At 63.9% G+C, this 15,814-nt stretch carries 16 protein-coding genes; 13 read left to right on the forward strand and 3 right to left on the reverse strand.

Features of this window, described 5'->3' with window-relative positions:
- Positions 1–21 precede the first annotated feature (21 nt).
- Positions 22–1,128: a chorismate synthase gene (gene aroC / locus EV669_RS01225; RefSeq protein WP_054286615.1), complete on the forward strand. Its 1,107-nt coding sequence runs from the start codon at positions 22–24 to the stop codon at positions 1,126–1,128.
- Between the two features lie 20 nt (positions 1,129–1,148).
- Positions 1,149–2,561 (forward strand): EAL and HDOD domain-containing protein, encoded by a 1,413-nt coding sequence (locus tag EV669_RS01230; protein ID WP_132097671.1) that lies wholly within the window; start codon positions 1,149–1,151, stop codon positions 2,559–2,561.
- Between the two features lie 79 nt (positions 2,562–2,640).
- On the opposite strand, the gene galE is transcribed toward EV669_RS01230, so the two are convergent.
- Positions 2,641–3,654 (reverse strand): UDP-glucose 4-epimerase GalE, encoded by a 1,014-nt coding sequence (galE, locus tag EV669_RS01235; protein ID WP_132097672.1) that lies wholly within the window; start codon positions 3,652–3,654, stop codon positions 2,641–2,643.
- Between the two features lie 739 nt (positions 3,655–4,393).
- On the opposite strand from galE, the gene EV669_RS01240 reads away from it, so the two are divergent.
- The 11 genes from EV669_RS01240 (at position 4,394) to EV669_RS13995 (ending at position 13,526) form a co-directional block, all read left to right on the forward strand.
- A complete protein-coding gene (locus EV669_RS01240; protein ID WP_318271288.1) occupies positions 4,394–5,641 on the forward strand; it encodes a tyrosine-type recombinase/integrase in 1,248 nt (415 codons plus the stop codon).
- Between the two features lie 260 nt (positions 5,642–5,901).
- Positions 5,902–6,093 carry a helix-turn-helix transcriptional regulator gene (locus tag EV669_RS01245; protein ID WP_081609350.1) on the forward strand — a complete coding sequence of 64 codons (192 nt, stop codon included), beginning with the start codon at positions 5,902–5,904 and terminating at the stop codon, positions 6,091–6,093.
- Positions 6,094–6,105: 12 nt separating this feature from the next.
- Positions 6,106–6,456 (forward strand): hypothetical protein, encoded by a 351-nt coding sequence (locus EV669_RS01250; RefSeq protein ID WP_132097674.1) that lies wholly within the window; start codon positions 6,106–6,108, stop codon positions 6,454–6,456.
- Complete coding sequence (locus tag EV669_RS01255; RefSeq protein ID WP_132097675.1) at positions 6,453–8,669, forward strand: VapE domain-containing protein; 2,217 nt, start codon at positions 6,453–6,455, stop codon at positions 8,667–8,669. Before EV669_RS01250 ends, EV669_RS01255 begins: the two co-directional genes overlap by 4 nt.
- Before the next feature lie 579 nt (positions 8,670–9,248).
- Complete coding sequence (locus EV669_RS01260; RefSeq protein ID WP_109919053.1) at positions 9,249–9,875, forward strand: recombinase family protein; 627 nt, start codon at positions 9,249–9,251, stop codon at positions 9,873–9,875.
- A complete protein-coding gene (locus EV669_RS01265; protein ID WP_110019202.1) occupies positions 9,872–10,297 on the forward strand; it encodes a hypothetical protein in 426 nt (141 codons plus the stop codon). Before EV669_RS01260 ends, EV669_RS01265 begins: the two co-directional genes overlap by 4 nt.
- On the forward strand, positions 10,284–11,687 hold the full coding sequence (locus tag EV669_RS01270) for a phage terminase large subunit (protein ID WP_132097676.1): 1,404 nt from the start codon (positions 10,284–10,286) through the stop codon (positions 11,685–11,687). The genes EV669_RS01265 and EV669_RS01270 overlap by 14 nt, the downstream gene beginning before the upstream one ends.
- Before the next feature lie 12 nt (positions 11,688–11,699).
- A complete protein-coding gene (locus EV669_RS01275; protein WP_132097677.1) occupies positions 11,700–11,963 on the forward strand; it encodes a hypothetical protein in 264 nt (87 codons plus the stop codon).
- Positions 11,964–12,126: 163 nt separating this feature from the next.
- Complete coding sequence (locus EV669_RS01280) at positions 12,127–12,882, forward strand: hypothetical protein (protein ID WP_132097678.1); 756 nt, start codon at positions 12,127–12,129, stop codon at positions 12,880–12,882.
- A 2-nt stretch (positions 12,883–12,884) separates the two neighbouring features.
- On the forward strand, positions 12,885–13,136 hold the full coding sequence (locus EV669_RS01285) for a hypothetical protein (protein ID WP_132097679.1): 252 nt from the start codon (positions 12,885–12,887) through the stop codon (positions 13,134–13,136).
- A 219-nt stretch (positions 13,137–13,355) separates the two neighbouring features.
- Entirely contained in the window at positions 13,356–13,526 is a 171-nt protein-coding gene (locus EV669_RS13995) for a hypothetical protein (RefSeq protein WP_165922675.1), read from the forward strand.
- Between the two features lie 101 nt (positions 13,527–13,627).
- On the opposite strand, the gene EV669_RS01290 is transcribed toward EV669_RS13995, so the two are convergent.
- Entirely contained in the window at positions 13,628–14,860 is a 1,233-nt protein-coding gene (locus EV669_RS01290; RefSeq protein WP_132097680.1) for a TRM11 family methyltransferase, read from the reverse strand.
- Positions 14,853–15,644, reverse strand: a complete 792-nt coding sequence (locus tag EV669_RS01295; RefSeq protein WP_132097681.1) for a hypothetical protein — start codon at positions 15,642–15,644, stop codon at positions 14,853–14,855. The genes EV669_RS01290 and EV669_RS01295 overlap by 8 nt, the downstream gene beginning before the upstream one ends.
- Positions 15,645–15,814: the final 170 nt, after the last annotated feature.

Here is a 15,814-nt window from a genome sequence, read left to right on the forward strand (position 1 = left end):
CACAAAAACAGGGATGAAGCGATGTCTGGCAATACCTTCGGCGTGCTCTTTACCGTCACCTCGTTCGGCGAAAGCCACGGCCCGGCCATCGGCTGTGTGGTCGATGGCTGCCCGCCCGGCATGGCGCTGACCGAAGCAGACATCCAGACCGAGCTGGACCGGCGTAAGCCTGGCACCAGCCGGCACGTCACGCAGCGCCGCGAGCCGGATACGGTGGAGATCCTCTCGGGGGTGTACGAAGGCCGCACCACTGGCACACCGATCGCTCTCCTGATCCGCAACACCGATCAGCGCAGCAAGGACTACGGCAATATTGCCGACACCTTCCGGCCCGGACACGCTGACTATACCTACTGGCACAAGTACGGTATCCGCGACCCGCGCGGAGGAGGGCGCTCTTCGGCGCGCGAGACGGCTGTACGCGTGGCTGCTGGCGCGATCGCCAAGAAATGGCTCAAGGAGCAGTTTGGCATCCTCATCCGTGGCCACATGACCCAGATCGGCGAGATCGCTATTCCTTTCACCGCCTGGGAGCATGTTTCGGCCAACCCCTTCTTTGCCGCCGACCTGGCTGTGGTGCCGCAGCTGGAGGCTTACATGGACAGCGTGCGCAAGAGCCTGGACTCGGTGGGCGCCCGGCTGCGCGTGGTGGCCGAAGGCGTGCCCGTGGGCTGGGGCGAGCCGGTGTTCGACCGTCTGGACGCCGACATCGCTCACGCCATGATGGGTATCAATGCCGTCAAGGGCGTGGAAATCGGTGCGGGGTTCGGTTGCGTGACACAGCGCGGCAGTGAGCATGGCGACGAACTGACCCCCGAAGGCTTTGCCAGTAACCACGCAGGCGGCATTCTTGGCGGCCTTTCCACCGGCCAGGACATCGAGGTGTCCATCGCCATCAAACCCACCTCGTCGATTGCCCAGCCCCGGCGCTCCATCAACAAGGCCGGCGAGCCCGTGGACATGGAAACCCATGGTCGCCACGACCCGTGCGTGGGCATCCGGGCCACACCGATCGCTGAAGCCATGCTGGCGCTGGTGCTGATCGACCATGCCCTGCGCCATCGCGCCCAGTGCGGCGATGTCCGCGTCGACACCCCGCGCATTCCGGCACGGCGTACCGCCGGCTGATCCGGGAGAGGGAGCACACGATGCTGAAGAACCTGTTCGATGGCCTGACTGGCAAGCTGCGCAAGACTGAGGACGAGGCCGCCGTGGCCGAGCCGGACGCGCAAACCCCACCGCCGGCTACGCAGCCCGATACCGGCCCGGTGGAACTACCCCCCACGCTGGGTTTTGTCGCCCATCAGCCGGTGCTGGACCGACAGCAGGCGGTGGTGGCCTACGAGTTCACCCTGCGCCAGGGGGCGGGGCAGACGGCGGCGCGGCGACGCGAGTTCGACCGGATGCTGCTGCGCACCCTGCGCAACATGGACCTCTTCCGGTTGCTGGCGTACCGGCGTGCGCTGGTTCACCTGTCGCTGGGTGCGCTGGAGGAGGAAGGCCTGCTCGGGCTGCCCGAGCGCACTGTCATCCTGATGCTGGACCCGGTCGGTGACGCACCGGTGACGCCCGAGGTGTTGGAGCGTATCGATACGCTGAAGGCCGGTGGCGTACGCTTTGCGGTGGAGCCGGCGCTCTACGATGCCCGTCTGCTGCCCGAAGCGCTGCACGATGCATTCTTCCGGCGCATGGATTTCATGGTGCTGGACTTCGCGGCGCCTTCTACCCGCATCCTGGCCCCGTTCCTCGACCAGTTGCCCAAGCGCTATGCCCACGCCCGCTGGTTTGCACGCAACGTCGGCAGCGCAGAGGACTTGGCCCTGTGCCTGCAGGCACCCGGCAATAACCGCTTTGCCCTGTTTCACGGCTCCTATCTTGCCACTGCCCGCACCATGGACAACCGCAAGCAGGACAACGGCAGCCAGACCCGGGTGCTGCAGATCATGCGGCTGCTGCGTGCCAATGCCGATGCGCGTACCCTGGAAGCCCAGTTCAAGCTGGATTCGGTGTTGCTCTTCAAGCTGCTGCGCTTCATCAACTCGCCCGTGAACGGCCTCGCCAAGCAGGTGCAGTCGGTGGAGGATGCCCTGCTGCTCTTGGGGCGGGAGAGCCTGTTCAAGTGGCTGTCGATGCTGCTCTTCACCGCGCGCAAGGATGATGGCCACGCGCTGGCGCTTCTGGAGAAGTCGCTGATCCGGGCCCGCTTCATGGAACGCCTGGGGCAGCCGCAAGACCATCGCCTGGTGGAGGAGCACCTGTTCCTGACCGGCATGTTCTCGCTGCTGGATGTCCTGCTGGGAGTGCCGTTCCCCGACGTGATCGGCCCGCTGGACCTGCCGGTGACTGTCCGTGACGCGCTCAACGAACAGAAGGGACCGTTTGCGCCGCAACTGGCGCTGGCGATGGCGTGCGAGCAGGGAGAAAGCGTGCGTATCCAGACGCTGGCCAGGCTTCTCAACCGGCCGGTAGAGGCAGTGGGGCAGCTTTACATGGATGCGGTGGTATGGGCGCAGGAGGTGCTGCGTGCCAGCGAGGTACACAACAACGTCGAAGCGGTATGACGCCACCGCCCTCAGGCAGATGACGAAAAAGCCCATCCTTGCGAGGATGGGCTTTTTGCTGGGTTGCCGGGGCGCGCGCTCAGGCTGGGTAGCCTTCCGGGTTCTGCGACTGCCAGCGCCAGGTATCGGCACACATCGTTTCCAGGTCGCGCTGCGCCTTCCAGCCCAGTCGTGCTTCGGCCGCTGCCGGGTCCGCATAGCAGGCAGCCACATCGCCTGGACGGCGTGGGGCGATGCGGTAGGGGACCTGGCGCCCGCTGACGCGGCTGAACGTCTCCACCAGTTCCAAGACAGAATACCCACGGCCGGTTCCCAGGTTAAGCGGCAGAGCGCCGTTATCGGGCAGCGCGGCCAGGGCTGCCACATGCGCCTCGGCCAAGTCCATTACATGAATGTAGTCGCGCACCCCTGTGCCGTCCGGGGTGGGGTAGTCGTTTCCGAATACCTGCAGTTCCGGTCGCTGGCCTACTGCCACCTGGCTGATGAAGGGCATCAGATTGTTGGGGGTGCCGTTCGGGTCTTCTCCGATCTGGCCACTCTCATGCGCCCCCACGGGATTGAAATAACGCAGCAGCGCAACTTGCCAACCCGGCTCGGAGGCGGCCACGTCAGTGAGGATGTCTTCCATCATCCGCTTGCTGCGCCCGTAGGGGTTGGTCGGTGCCAAGGGCGTGTCTTCAGTGATGGGAAGCCGGTCGGTCAGTCCATAGACGGTGGCCGACGAGCTGAATACCAGCCGGCGCACCCCTGCGGCACGCATCGCTTCTAGCAGCACCAGCGTGCCCGCCACGTTGTTCTCGTAATAGAGCAGGGGTTTCTCAACGGATTCCCCTACGGCTTTGAGTGCGGCGAAGTGGATGACTGCATCCACATCGTGCGCTGCCAGAATGGCATCCATAGCGGCGCGGTCCCGGATGTCCGCACGGTGCAGTTCCGCCTCGCGACCGGCCAGTCTGGCCACGCGCTCCAGCGAGGCCGGCTTGCTGTTGCAGAAGTTGTCCACGGCGACCACGTCATAGCCTGCCTTGAGCAGCGTGAGCGTGGTGTGGCTGCCGATATAACCGGCTGCACCGGTTACCAGAATCTTTTTCATGCGTGCTTGTCCCGGCAGGTTGCTAAGCCAGCCATTGTAGCGGCCGCGGGGGCGCAGGCAAAACGGGAGCGGCTGGGTGCCGCTGCAGCCCGCCTCAAGCCTTCCGAGCACGGGTTGGCCGAACCGGCCCTGCCGTAGGGGCACGACGTAGGACCGCGCAGGGCAAGGCTACAGGCGCATGCGGTGGCCTCAGAGGGAAGGGGCGCGCCGCCAAGGCCCTTCAAGCGGAGCGCATTCTTTCGCAGTCCGCCCGGCACCATCTGGAAGAGGGTCCATGGGGGCCACATTCAGGCGAGCATTCTTGCCGTACCAGACAGGGAGCGAACCGACATCTGCCGTTTGGGACAGCCGGGCAAAGAAAGACGCACTGGCTTTGCTGTAAAGCAAAACACGCGCTGCCGGCAAATCAGCGAAGCGTTTTTGTAGAAGGTTGAGGATTTTTGTAGAAGTCACCGCACGCTGAAAATCAGCGCCAGGCCTCAAGCACAAAACAAAAAAGCCCTTGAATAATCAAGGGCTTGATTGGTGTGACTGGCGGAGAGAGTGTCCCCCACCTTAGTGTCTCGCGTCATCGCGTAACGTCGCCAGATTGCCAGCAAACCCGCGTAAATACAAGACTTTCTTCGCGTTGATCGTCTCGGATGGTCTCGACTTATCGCGTAAGATCGTATAATCTTAGGCGGGTTTATAGGCGGGTGCGATTATGCCAAGAGTAGCGAAAGAACTATCAGCGTTGGAGGTGAAACGCCTCTCAGAGCCGGGGATGCACGCCGTGGGCGGCGTCCCCGGGCTCCATCTTCAAGTCCTCCCCGGCGGAGGAAAGACCTGGCTGTTGCGGGTCACTATCGGGGCGACCGCGAGCGGCAAGCAGCGCCGCAGCGAGGTCGGCTTGGGCGGGTATCCGGCGGTGACACTACAGCAAGCCCGGGACAAGGCGCGCGAGGTCCGGGAGAAGATCGCCCAAGGCATCGACCCGATAGCGGAGCGCAAGGCTGCGCGGTCGGCTTTGCTGGCGAGCCGGGCGACTGAAATCACCTTCGAGGAAGCCGCGCGGCAGTGCATTGAAGCGAAGTCCCCCGAGTGGAAGAACGCGAAGCACGCCCAGCAGTGGACCAACACGCTGACCACCTACGCTTTCCCGACCCTCGCCAAACTACAGGTTCGCGACATCGACACGCCGCACGTCTTGGAAGTGCTCGAACCGATCTGGAAGGTGAAAACCGAGACAGCCGAACGGCTCCGCGGGCGCATCGAGTCTGTTCTGGATTGGGCAACAGCTCGCAAGTACCGCGACGGCTCGAACCCGGCACGCTGGAGGGGGAACCTTGAAGCGATGCTGCCCAAGCCGTCGAAGGTGGCGAAGAACGGCAACCATGCCGCGCTGCCCTTCTCAGAGGCTCCCGCATTCATGACGCATCTTCGCAAGATGGAAGGGACCGGCGCGCGGGCGCTGGAATTCACCATTCTGACCGCCGCCCGCTCCGGCGAAGTACGCGGGGCGAAGTGGGACGAAATCGACCTTGAGGCCGGAGTCTGGACGATCCCGGCGGACCGCATGAAGATGGGCAAGGAACACACCGTGCCGCTCACCGAGGATGCGGTGGCGCTGTTGAAGGCCCTGCCGGTGTTCGAGGGCAATAATCTTGTATTCCCTGCATCCCGTGGCGGCGAGTTGTCGGATATGACGCTGGCCGCGGTCATCAAGCGTATGCACGAAAGCGAGACGAAGGCCGGACGCAAGGGCTACATTGACCCGAAGCAAACCGACAAGAACGGCAACCCGAAGGTTGCCACCCCGCACGGGTTCCGCTCGACCTTCCGTGACTGGGCAGGCGAGACAACGCACCACCCCCGGGAAGTGATCGAACATGCCCTTGCCCACCAGCTCAAGGACAAGGCCGAAGCCGCCTATGCGCGCGGCAGTCTTTTCCAGAAACGACGGGCACTTATGGAGGATTGGACAGCGTACTGTCGCCCTAAAAAGTAAAGTAAGACGTTGATCTACAAAAAGATTTTCGACTTTAAGGCTAGACGAGACGCCCGGAAAGTCTTATAGTCTTTCGCATATCCCGCCGGTTCCCCGGCGCGGACGTACAGAAATGGAGAACGAGTTGAGCCACTGGTGGCTCGACCTTCACCCGTTTCTGGTGCGAGTCATCCGAGGGGAAGTGTTCGAGCTGTGTTATCGGCTCCGCGCTTCCCCTTCTTGTTTTTGGCGGGCAGCGCGGACGTATTGGGACCGCTGCCATGCAAACACAATCAACAAAATCACTCCGTCCAGCCCAAGCGGCTGAGTTCTTGGGCATCAGCCACGCGACCCTCTGGCGCTGGCTCAAGGAGCGCCCGGACTTCCCCCGCCCGCGCAAGATCGGCGCACGTACCACCATTTGGATCGTCGCCGAACTTGAACAGTGGCGTGATGCTCAAGCGCATCAGTGAGGAGACGGACCCATGAAACCGAGCCTCATTGCGCAAATAGCTGCGCCCACCGAAGCCCGCCGCGCGTCCTACGTCGCTTGGCTGCTCCGTCTCGACCCTCTCCGCGTGTTCCCCGCCGGGCCTGAGTGCAACACCGAAGCCGATCAACACCTTGTTGATACGGTGATTGCCCAGCTCGAAGAACTGACCGAGCAGGCCGCGCGCTCCTCCGACCGCTCGCCGCGGGCCGTCTGGTTCCGTCGCACCCTCGATCACTGCAACGAGGTGATGAGCGGCAAGGCCGATCCCGCCGACAACGGCTGGTTCGACAACAAGGCCGGGTATCGCCGCGGAATCCACCTGTTTCAGGAGGTCGCAGAATGATTGCTGACTTCCTCGACAACTACCGCCCCGGCGGGCCGTTCGTTCTCACGTCCATCGTCCCGGACGGGAAAACCGAGACGCGCACCTTCACCGACTCGAAGGAGGCGGAGGCGTGGGCCATTCGCCAGAACGAAACCAAGAACATCTACTTCCACGTCAATCGCACGCGGGGACCGCTGACGGCGAAGGCGAAGAAGGAGGACATTGCCGCCGTTGAATACCTGCACGTTGACATCGACCCGCGCACCGGGGAGGACTTCGAGCAGGAGCGCGCCCGCATCCTTCGCTTGCTGACTGCCGAACTGCCCAAGGGCGTCCCGGTTCCCTCGCTGGTGATCGACTCCGGCGGAGGCTTTCAGGCCTTCTGGCGTCTGGCGGAGCCGCTGAACATCGACGGCGACACCGACAAGGCCCACGAAGCCGAACGCTACAACCGGGCGCTTGAACTCGCCTTCGGTGCTGACTCGTGCCACGACGTTTCGCGCATCATGCGCACGCCGGGGACGATGAACTGGCCGAACAAGAAGAAGCGCGACAAGGGCCGGGAGCCGCGCGAGGCGGAGGTGTACAGCCGCACGGGTGCCACCTATCCGCTGAGCGCGTTCAAGCCCGCCCCCGCCGTCAGCACGAAGCCCCGCGCTGCCACCGGGAAGGCATCCGCGCCCGTGCCCTTGGGCGAGGGTATGGGGATGGGCACGGAGGAGCTGCTAGCGTGGGCGAAGGCCAACGGCAAAACGCTCAAGGAATCGACCCTTGCGCGGATCGCCACCGGCGAGGACCCGTTGGACCCGGCCAAGTACCCCTCCCGCTCCGAAGCGTTGTTTGCTGTGTGCTGCGACCTTGTCCGGGCCGGGGCTGATGATGCGGTGATCTTTGCCGCGATCACGGACCCGAACAACAAGATTGCCGAGAGCGTGCGGGAGAAACCCCGCTGGCAAGCCTACGCCGCGGACCAGATCCAGAAGGCCCGCGCGAAGGTGGCCGAAGCCGCGCAGCTCCCGACTTGGGACCGCGTGAACAAGGACGGCGAGCCGCTGGCCAGCTACTGGAACGCCCGGACGGCGCTGCTACTGATGGGCGTGGAATGCCGCTATGACAAGTTCCGCGCCCGCCACCTCGTGGGCTCCCATGAGTTGCAGGAGTTCGCCGGGGAGTTCTCCGACCACGCGGAGCGCATCTTGCGTGACGAGATCATCCGCCGCTTCGGCTTCGATCCGGGCGACATGAACACGAACAAGGCGGTGCTGTCGCTGTGTACGGAAAACCGCTTTGACTCGCTGATCGACCACCTCCATGCCCTCCCGGCATGGGATGGGAAGCCGCGCCTTGATTCCTGGCTGATCGACTTCTGCGGGGCGGAGGATAGCCCTTACACGCGCGCCGCCGGGGCCGTCTGGCTGACCGCGGCAATCGCCCGCGCCTTCGAGCCGGGCCTGAAGTTCGATTACATGCTGGTGCTGATGGGAGGCCAAGGCGTGGGGAAATCGACCGCGCTGCGCATCCTCGCGGGTGACGAGTTCTTCTCTGATGCCGCCTTCCTTGGGGCGCGGGACGCCCGCGAAGTCTTGGAGGTGTCCTCCGGGGTGTGGATTCTCGAATGCGCAGAGCTGGATGGCATGAGCAAGAAGGACGTTTCAGCCCTCAAGGCGACGATTGCCCGGCAGGCCGACACCGGACGCCCGGCCTACGCGCGCAGCCCCGTCACGGTCCCCCGGCGCTTTGTCTTGGCGGGAACCACCAATGAGGAGCGTTTCCTACAAGACCCGACCGAGAACCGCCGCTTCTGGCCGGTCGCCGTGTCCCGTGTTGACCTCGAAGGCCTGCACGCCGCGCGTGACCAGCTCATCGCGGAGGCGCTGGCCCGCTACCGCTCCGGCGACTACGCGCTGACCCTCGAAGGGGAAGCCGCCACCGGCGCGAAGCAGGCGCAAGCGCAACGCCGCGTGGTCGATGAGGGCTTCATGGAATGCCTCGAAGGAATGCGCGACGAAATCCAGCAATGGAAGGGCCAATGGATCGTCAAGACGGAGGCGGTATACAACCGGCTGGGCATCCCGCAGAAGGACCGCAACGGCGGAGTACCCCGGAAGGTGAAGGAGGCGATGACGGCGCTGAGGTGGAAGCCAGAAGGCCCCGTGCGGATCGACGGGGAACTGTGCCGCATCTACGTCTGGGCCGGGGACGGAAACCCGGCGGGCCTCGCTCCCTTCTGATGGGCGAGGTGCCAGAGTTACGCGAAAATGGGCGGGTTCCCCGTAACGGCCGGAAATCCATCAACGGGTGGACTTCCGGCTGTATTTTTTGCGCTCGGGTTACGCGATACGCGTCAATTCCTATTAGACCCTTACGCGTATACGGCGCGACGCCCTACGCCCACGGGTCGGGCGGGAGCAGGTCCCGGTTCTCCTCCCCTCCTGAAGTCTTTTACCTACTTTCCCCGTAACCGCGTAACGGAAAGCCGGGAAAGCCAGAAGCGTATGGGGTTCGGGGCAGTTACGTGGAAGCAGTCCCGCCGCGTAGCGACCCGTAACCGCGTAACGGCTCCCGCCCCTTGGGCTGATTCACCCCCGCGCCGCCGCCCGGCGTCATGGGCCAGCAGCGACCGGCACGCATACAAGATCATGCCGCGCTGATTATGGCGGAGGCTTTCTCCCCGCAGTTCTCCATAGCTGTTGGAATTTCCGCATGTTTCGCGGAAAAACCCGCCTATACACCCGCCTAAAAACCTTTATCTCCCGTGATCCGGTCGCTAGAATCTATCGAAACCGCATTCACGATAGGACCCGACCATCATGGCCCGCTTCATCCTGTACGCCCGCCGGGCACTCGACACCGACCCCGCTACTGAGGACCAGTTCGCCCCGCTCCGCGCCTTCTGCGCCGCTGCTGGGCATGAGGTAGTCGCTGAGTACGCTGACGAGAACATCGACACCCGCGCCGCCCGCGATCCCCGCCCGTACCTTGACCGCGCGATCTTCGACACCCTCCGGGGCGCAGCGGATGGCATCGCTGCTGTTTCGTTCGACCGGCTGGCCCGTAGTGTGGGCGACCTCGAAAAGCTGCTACGCGAGCTGTCCGTGGCTGGCGCTGGCCTGTACGTCGCTGACCTCGACCTCGACACCCGCACGCCCGCCGGGGCCGCGATCCTCCGCGCTGTCGCCGCCGTGGTCACGTTCGACAAGGCTGTGCGCGTAGAAGCCCTGCGCCGGGGCCACCGCAAGGCGAGGGCCAAGGGCGTGAAGATCGGCGCACCCCGCATGTCCCGGAGCCTTGAGGACAAGATCGCCGCGCTGCTCAAGGCCGGGGTGAAGCCCGACCGTGTCCGCACGATCACGCACGCCGGCAAGTCCGCGATCTACCGCATCAGGAAGGACTTGGAAGCCGCCGCCGCCCTCGCCACCGAGGAGGCCGAAGCATGAGCCGCAACACTCAACTGACCAAGGGCATCGTCCGCGACCTCGCCACGAAGGGCCTGCCCGCTGACGCGCTGAACGTAGTGCGCGAACTCGCCGCCGAAGGGTGCCGTGAGCACGCCATCCGCCGGACCCTTGGGCTATCCCCCGCGCAGTGGAACGCCCTCAAGAAGGATGACGCCGAAGGCGAGCTGTCACCGCTGGCGCTGGCAATCGAGGAAGGCCGGGCCGAAGGCGCGGGCGAGGTCATCGCCGTCATGCGCGCCCGGATGAAGGAAGGCGACACCCGCGCCGCCGAATGGCTGGGCGACAAGCTCTACAAGATCGGACGCGAGGACGGCCCCGGCGAAGCGCCCCGCGTCCTCATTCAAATCAATGCGGCCCTGAGCCCCGAGGAATACGCGAGGGTGATCCATGTATCCGACTGACAACGTGATCCGCCCGACCGCCTTTCAGGCTCGCGTGCTGGCGGTGCCTGAGGACGTGTTCTTGTTCCTTGGCGGGGGCCGCGGGGGCGGCAAGTCCTTCGCCCTGATGCTCCTGATCCTGCGACACGTCCAGCAATACGGCCCGCGTGCTCGGGTTCTCGTGACGCGCCGCCGGTTGAAGTCGCTGCTTCAGTTCGCCGAAGAACTCCGGGGCCTTCTCCGCTCCGCCTTCGGGCCGGGCGTCAGCTACAACATGAATGACAACGTGTTCCGGCTCCCGAACGGCGCAGCGATCTTCATGACGCATTGCGAGTCCGTGAGCGCCCTACAAGACACGATTCAGGGCCACACCTACAGCCTCGTGATCGTGGACGAAGCAGGCGAAGGTCCGCCGCTGGAAGTCATCGACCAACTCGGGCTGTCGCTGCGCGCTCCGGGCGTCCCGCTCCGCATGATCCTTGCCGGGAACCCCGGCGGGGCGAACCATTCCGCCTTGTCGGAGCGATACGTCACCGCGCGCGACCCTTGGGCAATCTTCGAGTTCGCCGGGCAGAGCTGGGCCTATGCGCCTTCGACGGTCGATTCAAACCCGCACCTGCCGGAGGCGTACCAACGCAACTTCGAGGTTCTGCGGACCACCGACCCGGCGCTGTACAAGGCGCACCGGCACGGCGACTGGTCAGCGATCACGGGGGACTTCTTCGCCGGATCGTGGCGGGCTGATGAAATGGTCATCGACCATCACGACCTCCCGCCGCATCTGTTCGCCTCGCTCAAGCTCGCCATCGACTGGGGCAGCGCCGCGCCGTGCGTCGCCTTGCTCATAGGCACGCTCGCCTATGACGTGCGGCTCCCGGATGATCGGGTGATGCCGAAGGGCAGCGTTGTCGTGTATGACGAGCACGCGGAGTTCGACCCGCGCAACATCGCCCGCGGCACGGGCCGTTCGCCGTCGCAGATTGCGCCCGCCCTTCATGCCATGTGCGCCCGCTCCGGTGTCCGCGCGCGGGGCGTCATCGACGCCGCCGCCGAAGCCAAGACCGCCGGGCGTCACGAGGACAGCATCAGCGACTTGTTCCGCGCCGCCGGGGTTCGCGTCTCGCCCGCTCGCAAGGGGCCGCGTGTCCCGCGCTTCGAGGCGTTGAAGCAGATGATGATTGCGCGGGAGTTCTACGTGGCGAGCCGCTGCGCCGGATGGCTCCGCACCGTGCCCAGCTTGCCGCGCGATCCTCGCAACCCGGAGGACGTGGACACGAAGGCCGTGGATCACTGGCTGGATGCGACCAGCTACGGGCTGGCTGGGTCCGCTTCGGGCCTCGTGACCGTGGGCGACTTCGGCGGAGCGCCGCCGCGCCTGCCCGATACCGGCGACCGTGTCATGTACGTTTGAGGAGGTCCCACCATGCGTAGCCTTGTAGCCGTCCCGCTGCTGATTCTCGCCACCGTAGCGGCAGCGGAGGAGCGCCCCCTGTACTCTGCCCAGGACTCGCTCCGGCGGGCGCAGGTCGGCACATTCTCGCCACGCCTCGCGCCTCCCGTCCGGGTTCAGGAGACGGCCCGAGGAGCCGCGCGCCCGTTCGAGCGTATGGAGTGCCGCCCGGACCCCAGCCGACCGCTGGAACGGGCCATCATCTGCACCCCAACCGAACCCGAAAAAGTAAAGTAAGCCGTTGATCTACAAGATAAATTTCTTGCCGCGGACTGGATCGGGGCCTTATCCTTACTGAAAGTGTGGGCATTTCGCGCCCGCGCCTTGATAGTGGGATGAGCCCCGCTGGTTACGTGCTTTGGGCCTCTCCCGGTTGTGACAACTGAGACAGGAGCCCGACATGGCAACCATCGACTTCAATACCGTTCCCTCCGGCGTGACGCTGAACGAGGAACGCGCGCAATACCTCAGCGACCGTGCCGCCGAAACGGCCACCGCCTTCTCCCGCAAGGTTGAGAAGCTGCAAAACACGGTCATGGACGCCCGGAACAACTACACCCGGGAAGCCGAAGAATTCATCACCTCCGCCTCGCCGGAGGATCGCGCCACCGCTCGCGCCTTCGCCAAGAAGAACGCCGCAAACAAGGCCGCGAACATCCACCGCCAACTCATCGCCAGTTCCGAAGCGGAACGCGCCGCCATGCTCAAGGGCCTGCAAGCCTACGCCGCGGAAGCCGCCGCAATCCAAGCCGTGTACACCTCGCCCGCGACGATGCTGGGCCGTGTCGCCTTGGGCGAAGCTCGCCGCACTCACCTGATGCAGCAGCTCGAAGGCGCTGGCCCGGTCGAACTCGAAACCGCCGCCCGGACCGCGATCATGACCGGGGACATGGTGCTTGGCGCTGCCATCGCCACCGTGATCGACCGCCGCCCGAAGGATCGCCGCCCGTTCGCCGTGCAGGCCTTGGCCGAACGGATGCTGGGCGAGGTCTGGAAGCGCATGACCGCGAAGCTCGAAGGCGTCCAGCTCGCCTACAAGTCCGCCGTTGCGGCTGACCGCGAGTTTGTCCGCGGCAAGGCGGACGGGATCACCAACCTGTCGCTGGCCCTGTCCCGTCAGGCGATTGCCGAAGCCGAAGATGAAAGCGAGGCCTGAGCATGAGCCTCAACAACATGACGCATGACGACCTGAAAAAGCTCATTTCGGAGGCCGTCCGGGAAACCCTCGTGCAGATGGGGGCCGATCCCTCGAACCCGATTGAGATGCAACGCGACTTCCAACACCTGCGCCAATGGCGGACGGCGGGCGAGGACCTCCGGGCCAAGGGCATGTTTGCCCTCCTGAGCATCTTCATCACCGGGGCCGTGGCGCTGTTCCTCGTGGGCCTCCGGGACTACTTCGGGAAGTGACCGGCGGCGATGGAAGCGAAGGCGAAACCCGCCCGCCGCCCGGCCCGTCCGCGGGCCGGAGCCAATGCCCGGTTCTTCCGTGACGATGACCCGCGCGTGAAGGTCCGCCGCTGCCTGATGTGTGGCGGCGACTTCTGGAGCGCCCACGCCGGAAACCGCATGTGTGCGGCCTGTATCGAGAAGGCCCGCGAACTTTGAACAACCAGAGGAGAACCGATCATGACCGGCTCAGTACCGAACGTGAAGAAGGCGAAAGCCACCCATGAGCAGCGCCAGCAAGTGCGCGATGCGAACGTGGCCGCGATGAAGCGCGGGACCGTCGCAACGCAGCTTCAAGGCTTCATCAATCACGCCTACAAGCGCCCGAACGCGAAGCCGCGCGGGCGCTGACCGAGTTCAGCCCCGGGCCGGAAGCTGCCCAACCTCACGCACCAGCCTCGCCCCTCACGAGGCGCGGGCAGCGGAAAGCTCCGGGGCTGTCCCCAGTGCAATCACCCCGGCCAGCTCGCGGAAACGTCATACTCAAAAAGCGCCTTGTTAGAGTTTCGCTTTCGGATGATCGTTGACGCAATGCTGTCGTAACCAAGCATCTGCATCGAGGCAGTCAGGATCGCCGGGGTATCGACCGTGTTCCCGAAGAAGCTGGAATTGCCAACGATGTAATGAAGCTCCGCGCCCGGCTCCAGTACGTTCGGCAGCGACGACAAGTGCAGATGCATGTCATAGAAATACTTGAGCACGTAGGTCGCCATGAGCTGGGCATTTTTGCCATCGCTTTCCGCGATGCGTCCGACCGTGTCAGTGAGAATTTCGGGGAGCGCCTTGCCATTCGGCCCCCACTCATTGAGACGGCTTGTGGCGATCCCCCACGTGCCGCCTATCGCCTTCCAATCCATCTCACCCGCTTCTCGGGCCTCCTCAAGAAACTTCATCCAGTACATGTACGGGCGAAGCTCTCGGATGTAGCTGATCCGGTTCGGATAGGGAGGCGAGGTCACGACAAGGCCAAAGCGCCGCCCCATTTCCGGGATAGCGCGGGCGTCCACCTCGACAACCTCCCCCCGACCCTGTAGCTGAGCGCCGCTAGATGCAAGTACGGCATCGAGAATGGCCAAGTACAGGTCTGTCACGTGCTCGACTTCGTGGTGTGTCGTCTCCGACGAAAACGACATGGACACGTGATTGAACGCGGCTGCGGATGTCTCGATTACCAGCCGACAGAAGGCGACCCACGCGAGACCGTCTGTTCGATCCTCCGCGGGCTCTCCGAACACCTCGACAAGCCCTGTCCGAAGCGCCGCTAGAACCTGGAGCGTACCGGCTGACCACCACCGCTCGATGTTGAACAGGGGCGGGGTCCAATTGTCTTTCTTCATCAAGGCGGGGACCCGCCCGATAGCCTGTTGGGCACCGTCCTGCACGAAAGCTAAGTGCTCAACCGAGTATGACCGGCACTTCACGTTGCCAAGCCAAATCAAGAACGGGTTGATGTCGAACGAAAGCGCGGAATTGCCGTGCTCCGCCGCAGTAAGTGTCGTGGTCGCGGTCCCGGAGAACGGATCGAGCACGGCAACATCAGCGGAGAATCTGGCGATAACTTCCTTCACCAGCTTCACAGAGTAGGCCGGAGTGAGCCGGAGCCAGCCATGGCGTCCAAGCGACTTGTTGTGCTTGAACGTGAGGTCTGAGCGTTGCTTAACGGATTGGCGAGTGACTTCAAGCATTCAACAAGGCTTCCAGCGTTTCGTGAACTTCTTTCTGGATCGTGGGCGAGTTGCGCTTGAAGAAGTCGGCGAGGTCGAAGCCCAAGACATCCTTACAGAAGCCGAATAGGGACACGGTCGATCCACCGTCTGTGCGACCGACCAAAATCCCGCCCCGGCTGTTTCGGTAGCGAAGGACCAAGTCACCGTCAATCTGCCCGGAGAAGATCGCAAACACCGGCATGTAGCCTTGTGCCCAAGCGACGGCGATGTTGTCGATGTCGCCGTTTTGCCGCTTGCTGTCCTTGCTCTTGTAACCCTGCCGAACCTCAAACACCGCGCCGTGGGCGGGCATCTCCGCGCCGAGGATTCCGCAGTATTCGGCCACCCAATCGTTCACCCGCGCCTTCACCGCAGCGTTCGTGATGTCCTCGAACTGGAGGCGTCCATCCAGTGAGAGCGTCTTGTCCTTTCCGGCGCTCGTCTTGGTCTTGTAGGACCATGCAGCGCTGTTCCTGTCCGAGTAGCCCGTGGAGTCGATGATGACCTCACGAAAGAGGTTTTCGCACCCCTTGCCGATTTGCCGATACACGGAAGTCATCCCGCCCGCGGCCTTGTGGGCTGCATACATCAGTTCGGAGTTCAGCCCGCACCACGCATAGAAGGGATCGGCACCGTACAGGTCAAGGAACTGCGGGAGGGAGACGCCTTCTTCTTTGTTTCCTTGTCCGAACTTCGGCTTGTAACGCTTGCAGACCTTCAACGGGTCCAAAAACTTCTTCAACAACTCTTTCTCAGTCGCCACGGACGATCCCCTCTCATTCTTGATCTGAAAACCGTACCATGCAGACGGGCAATCAGAGTTGCAAAGCAAAAAGCCGCCTCATGGGCGGCTTCTCATCGTCTCACAGGGCCTTACCCCATCGCATCCCATCACTTCGGGAAAGGCGGGTTTTTAGGCGGGTGTGCCATCAA

Source organism: Gulbenkiania mobilis (assembly GCA_004346645.1).
Classification (GTDB): Bacteria; Pseudomonadota; Gammaproteobacteria; order Burkholderiales; family Chromobacteriaceae; genus Gulbenkiania; species Gulbenkiania mobilis.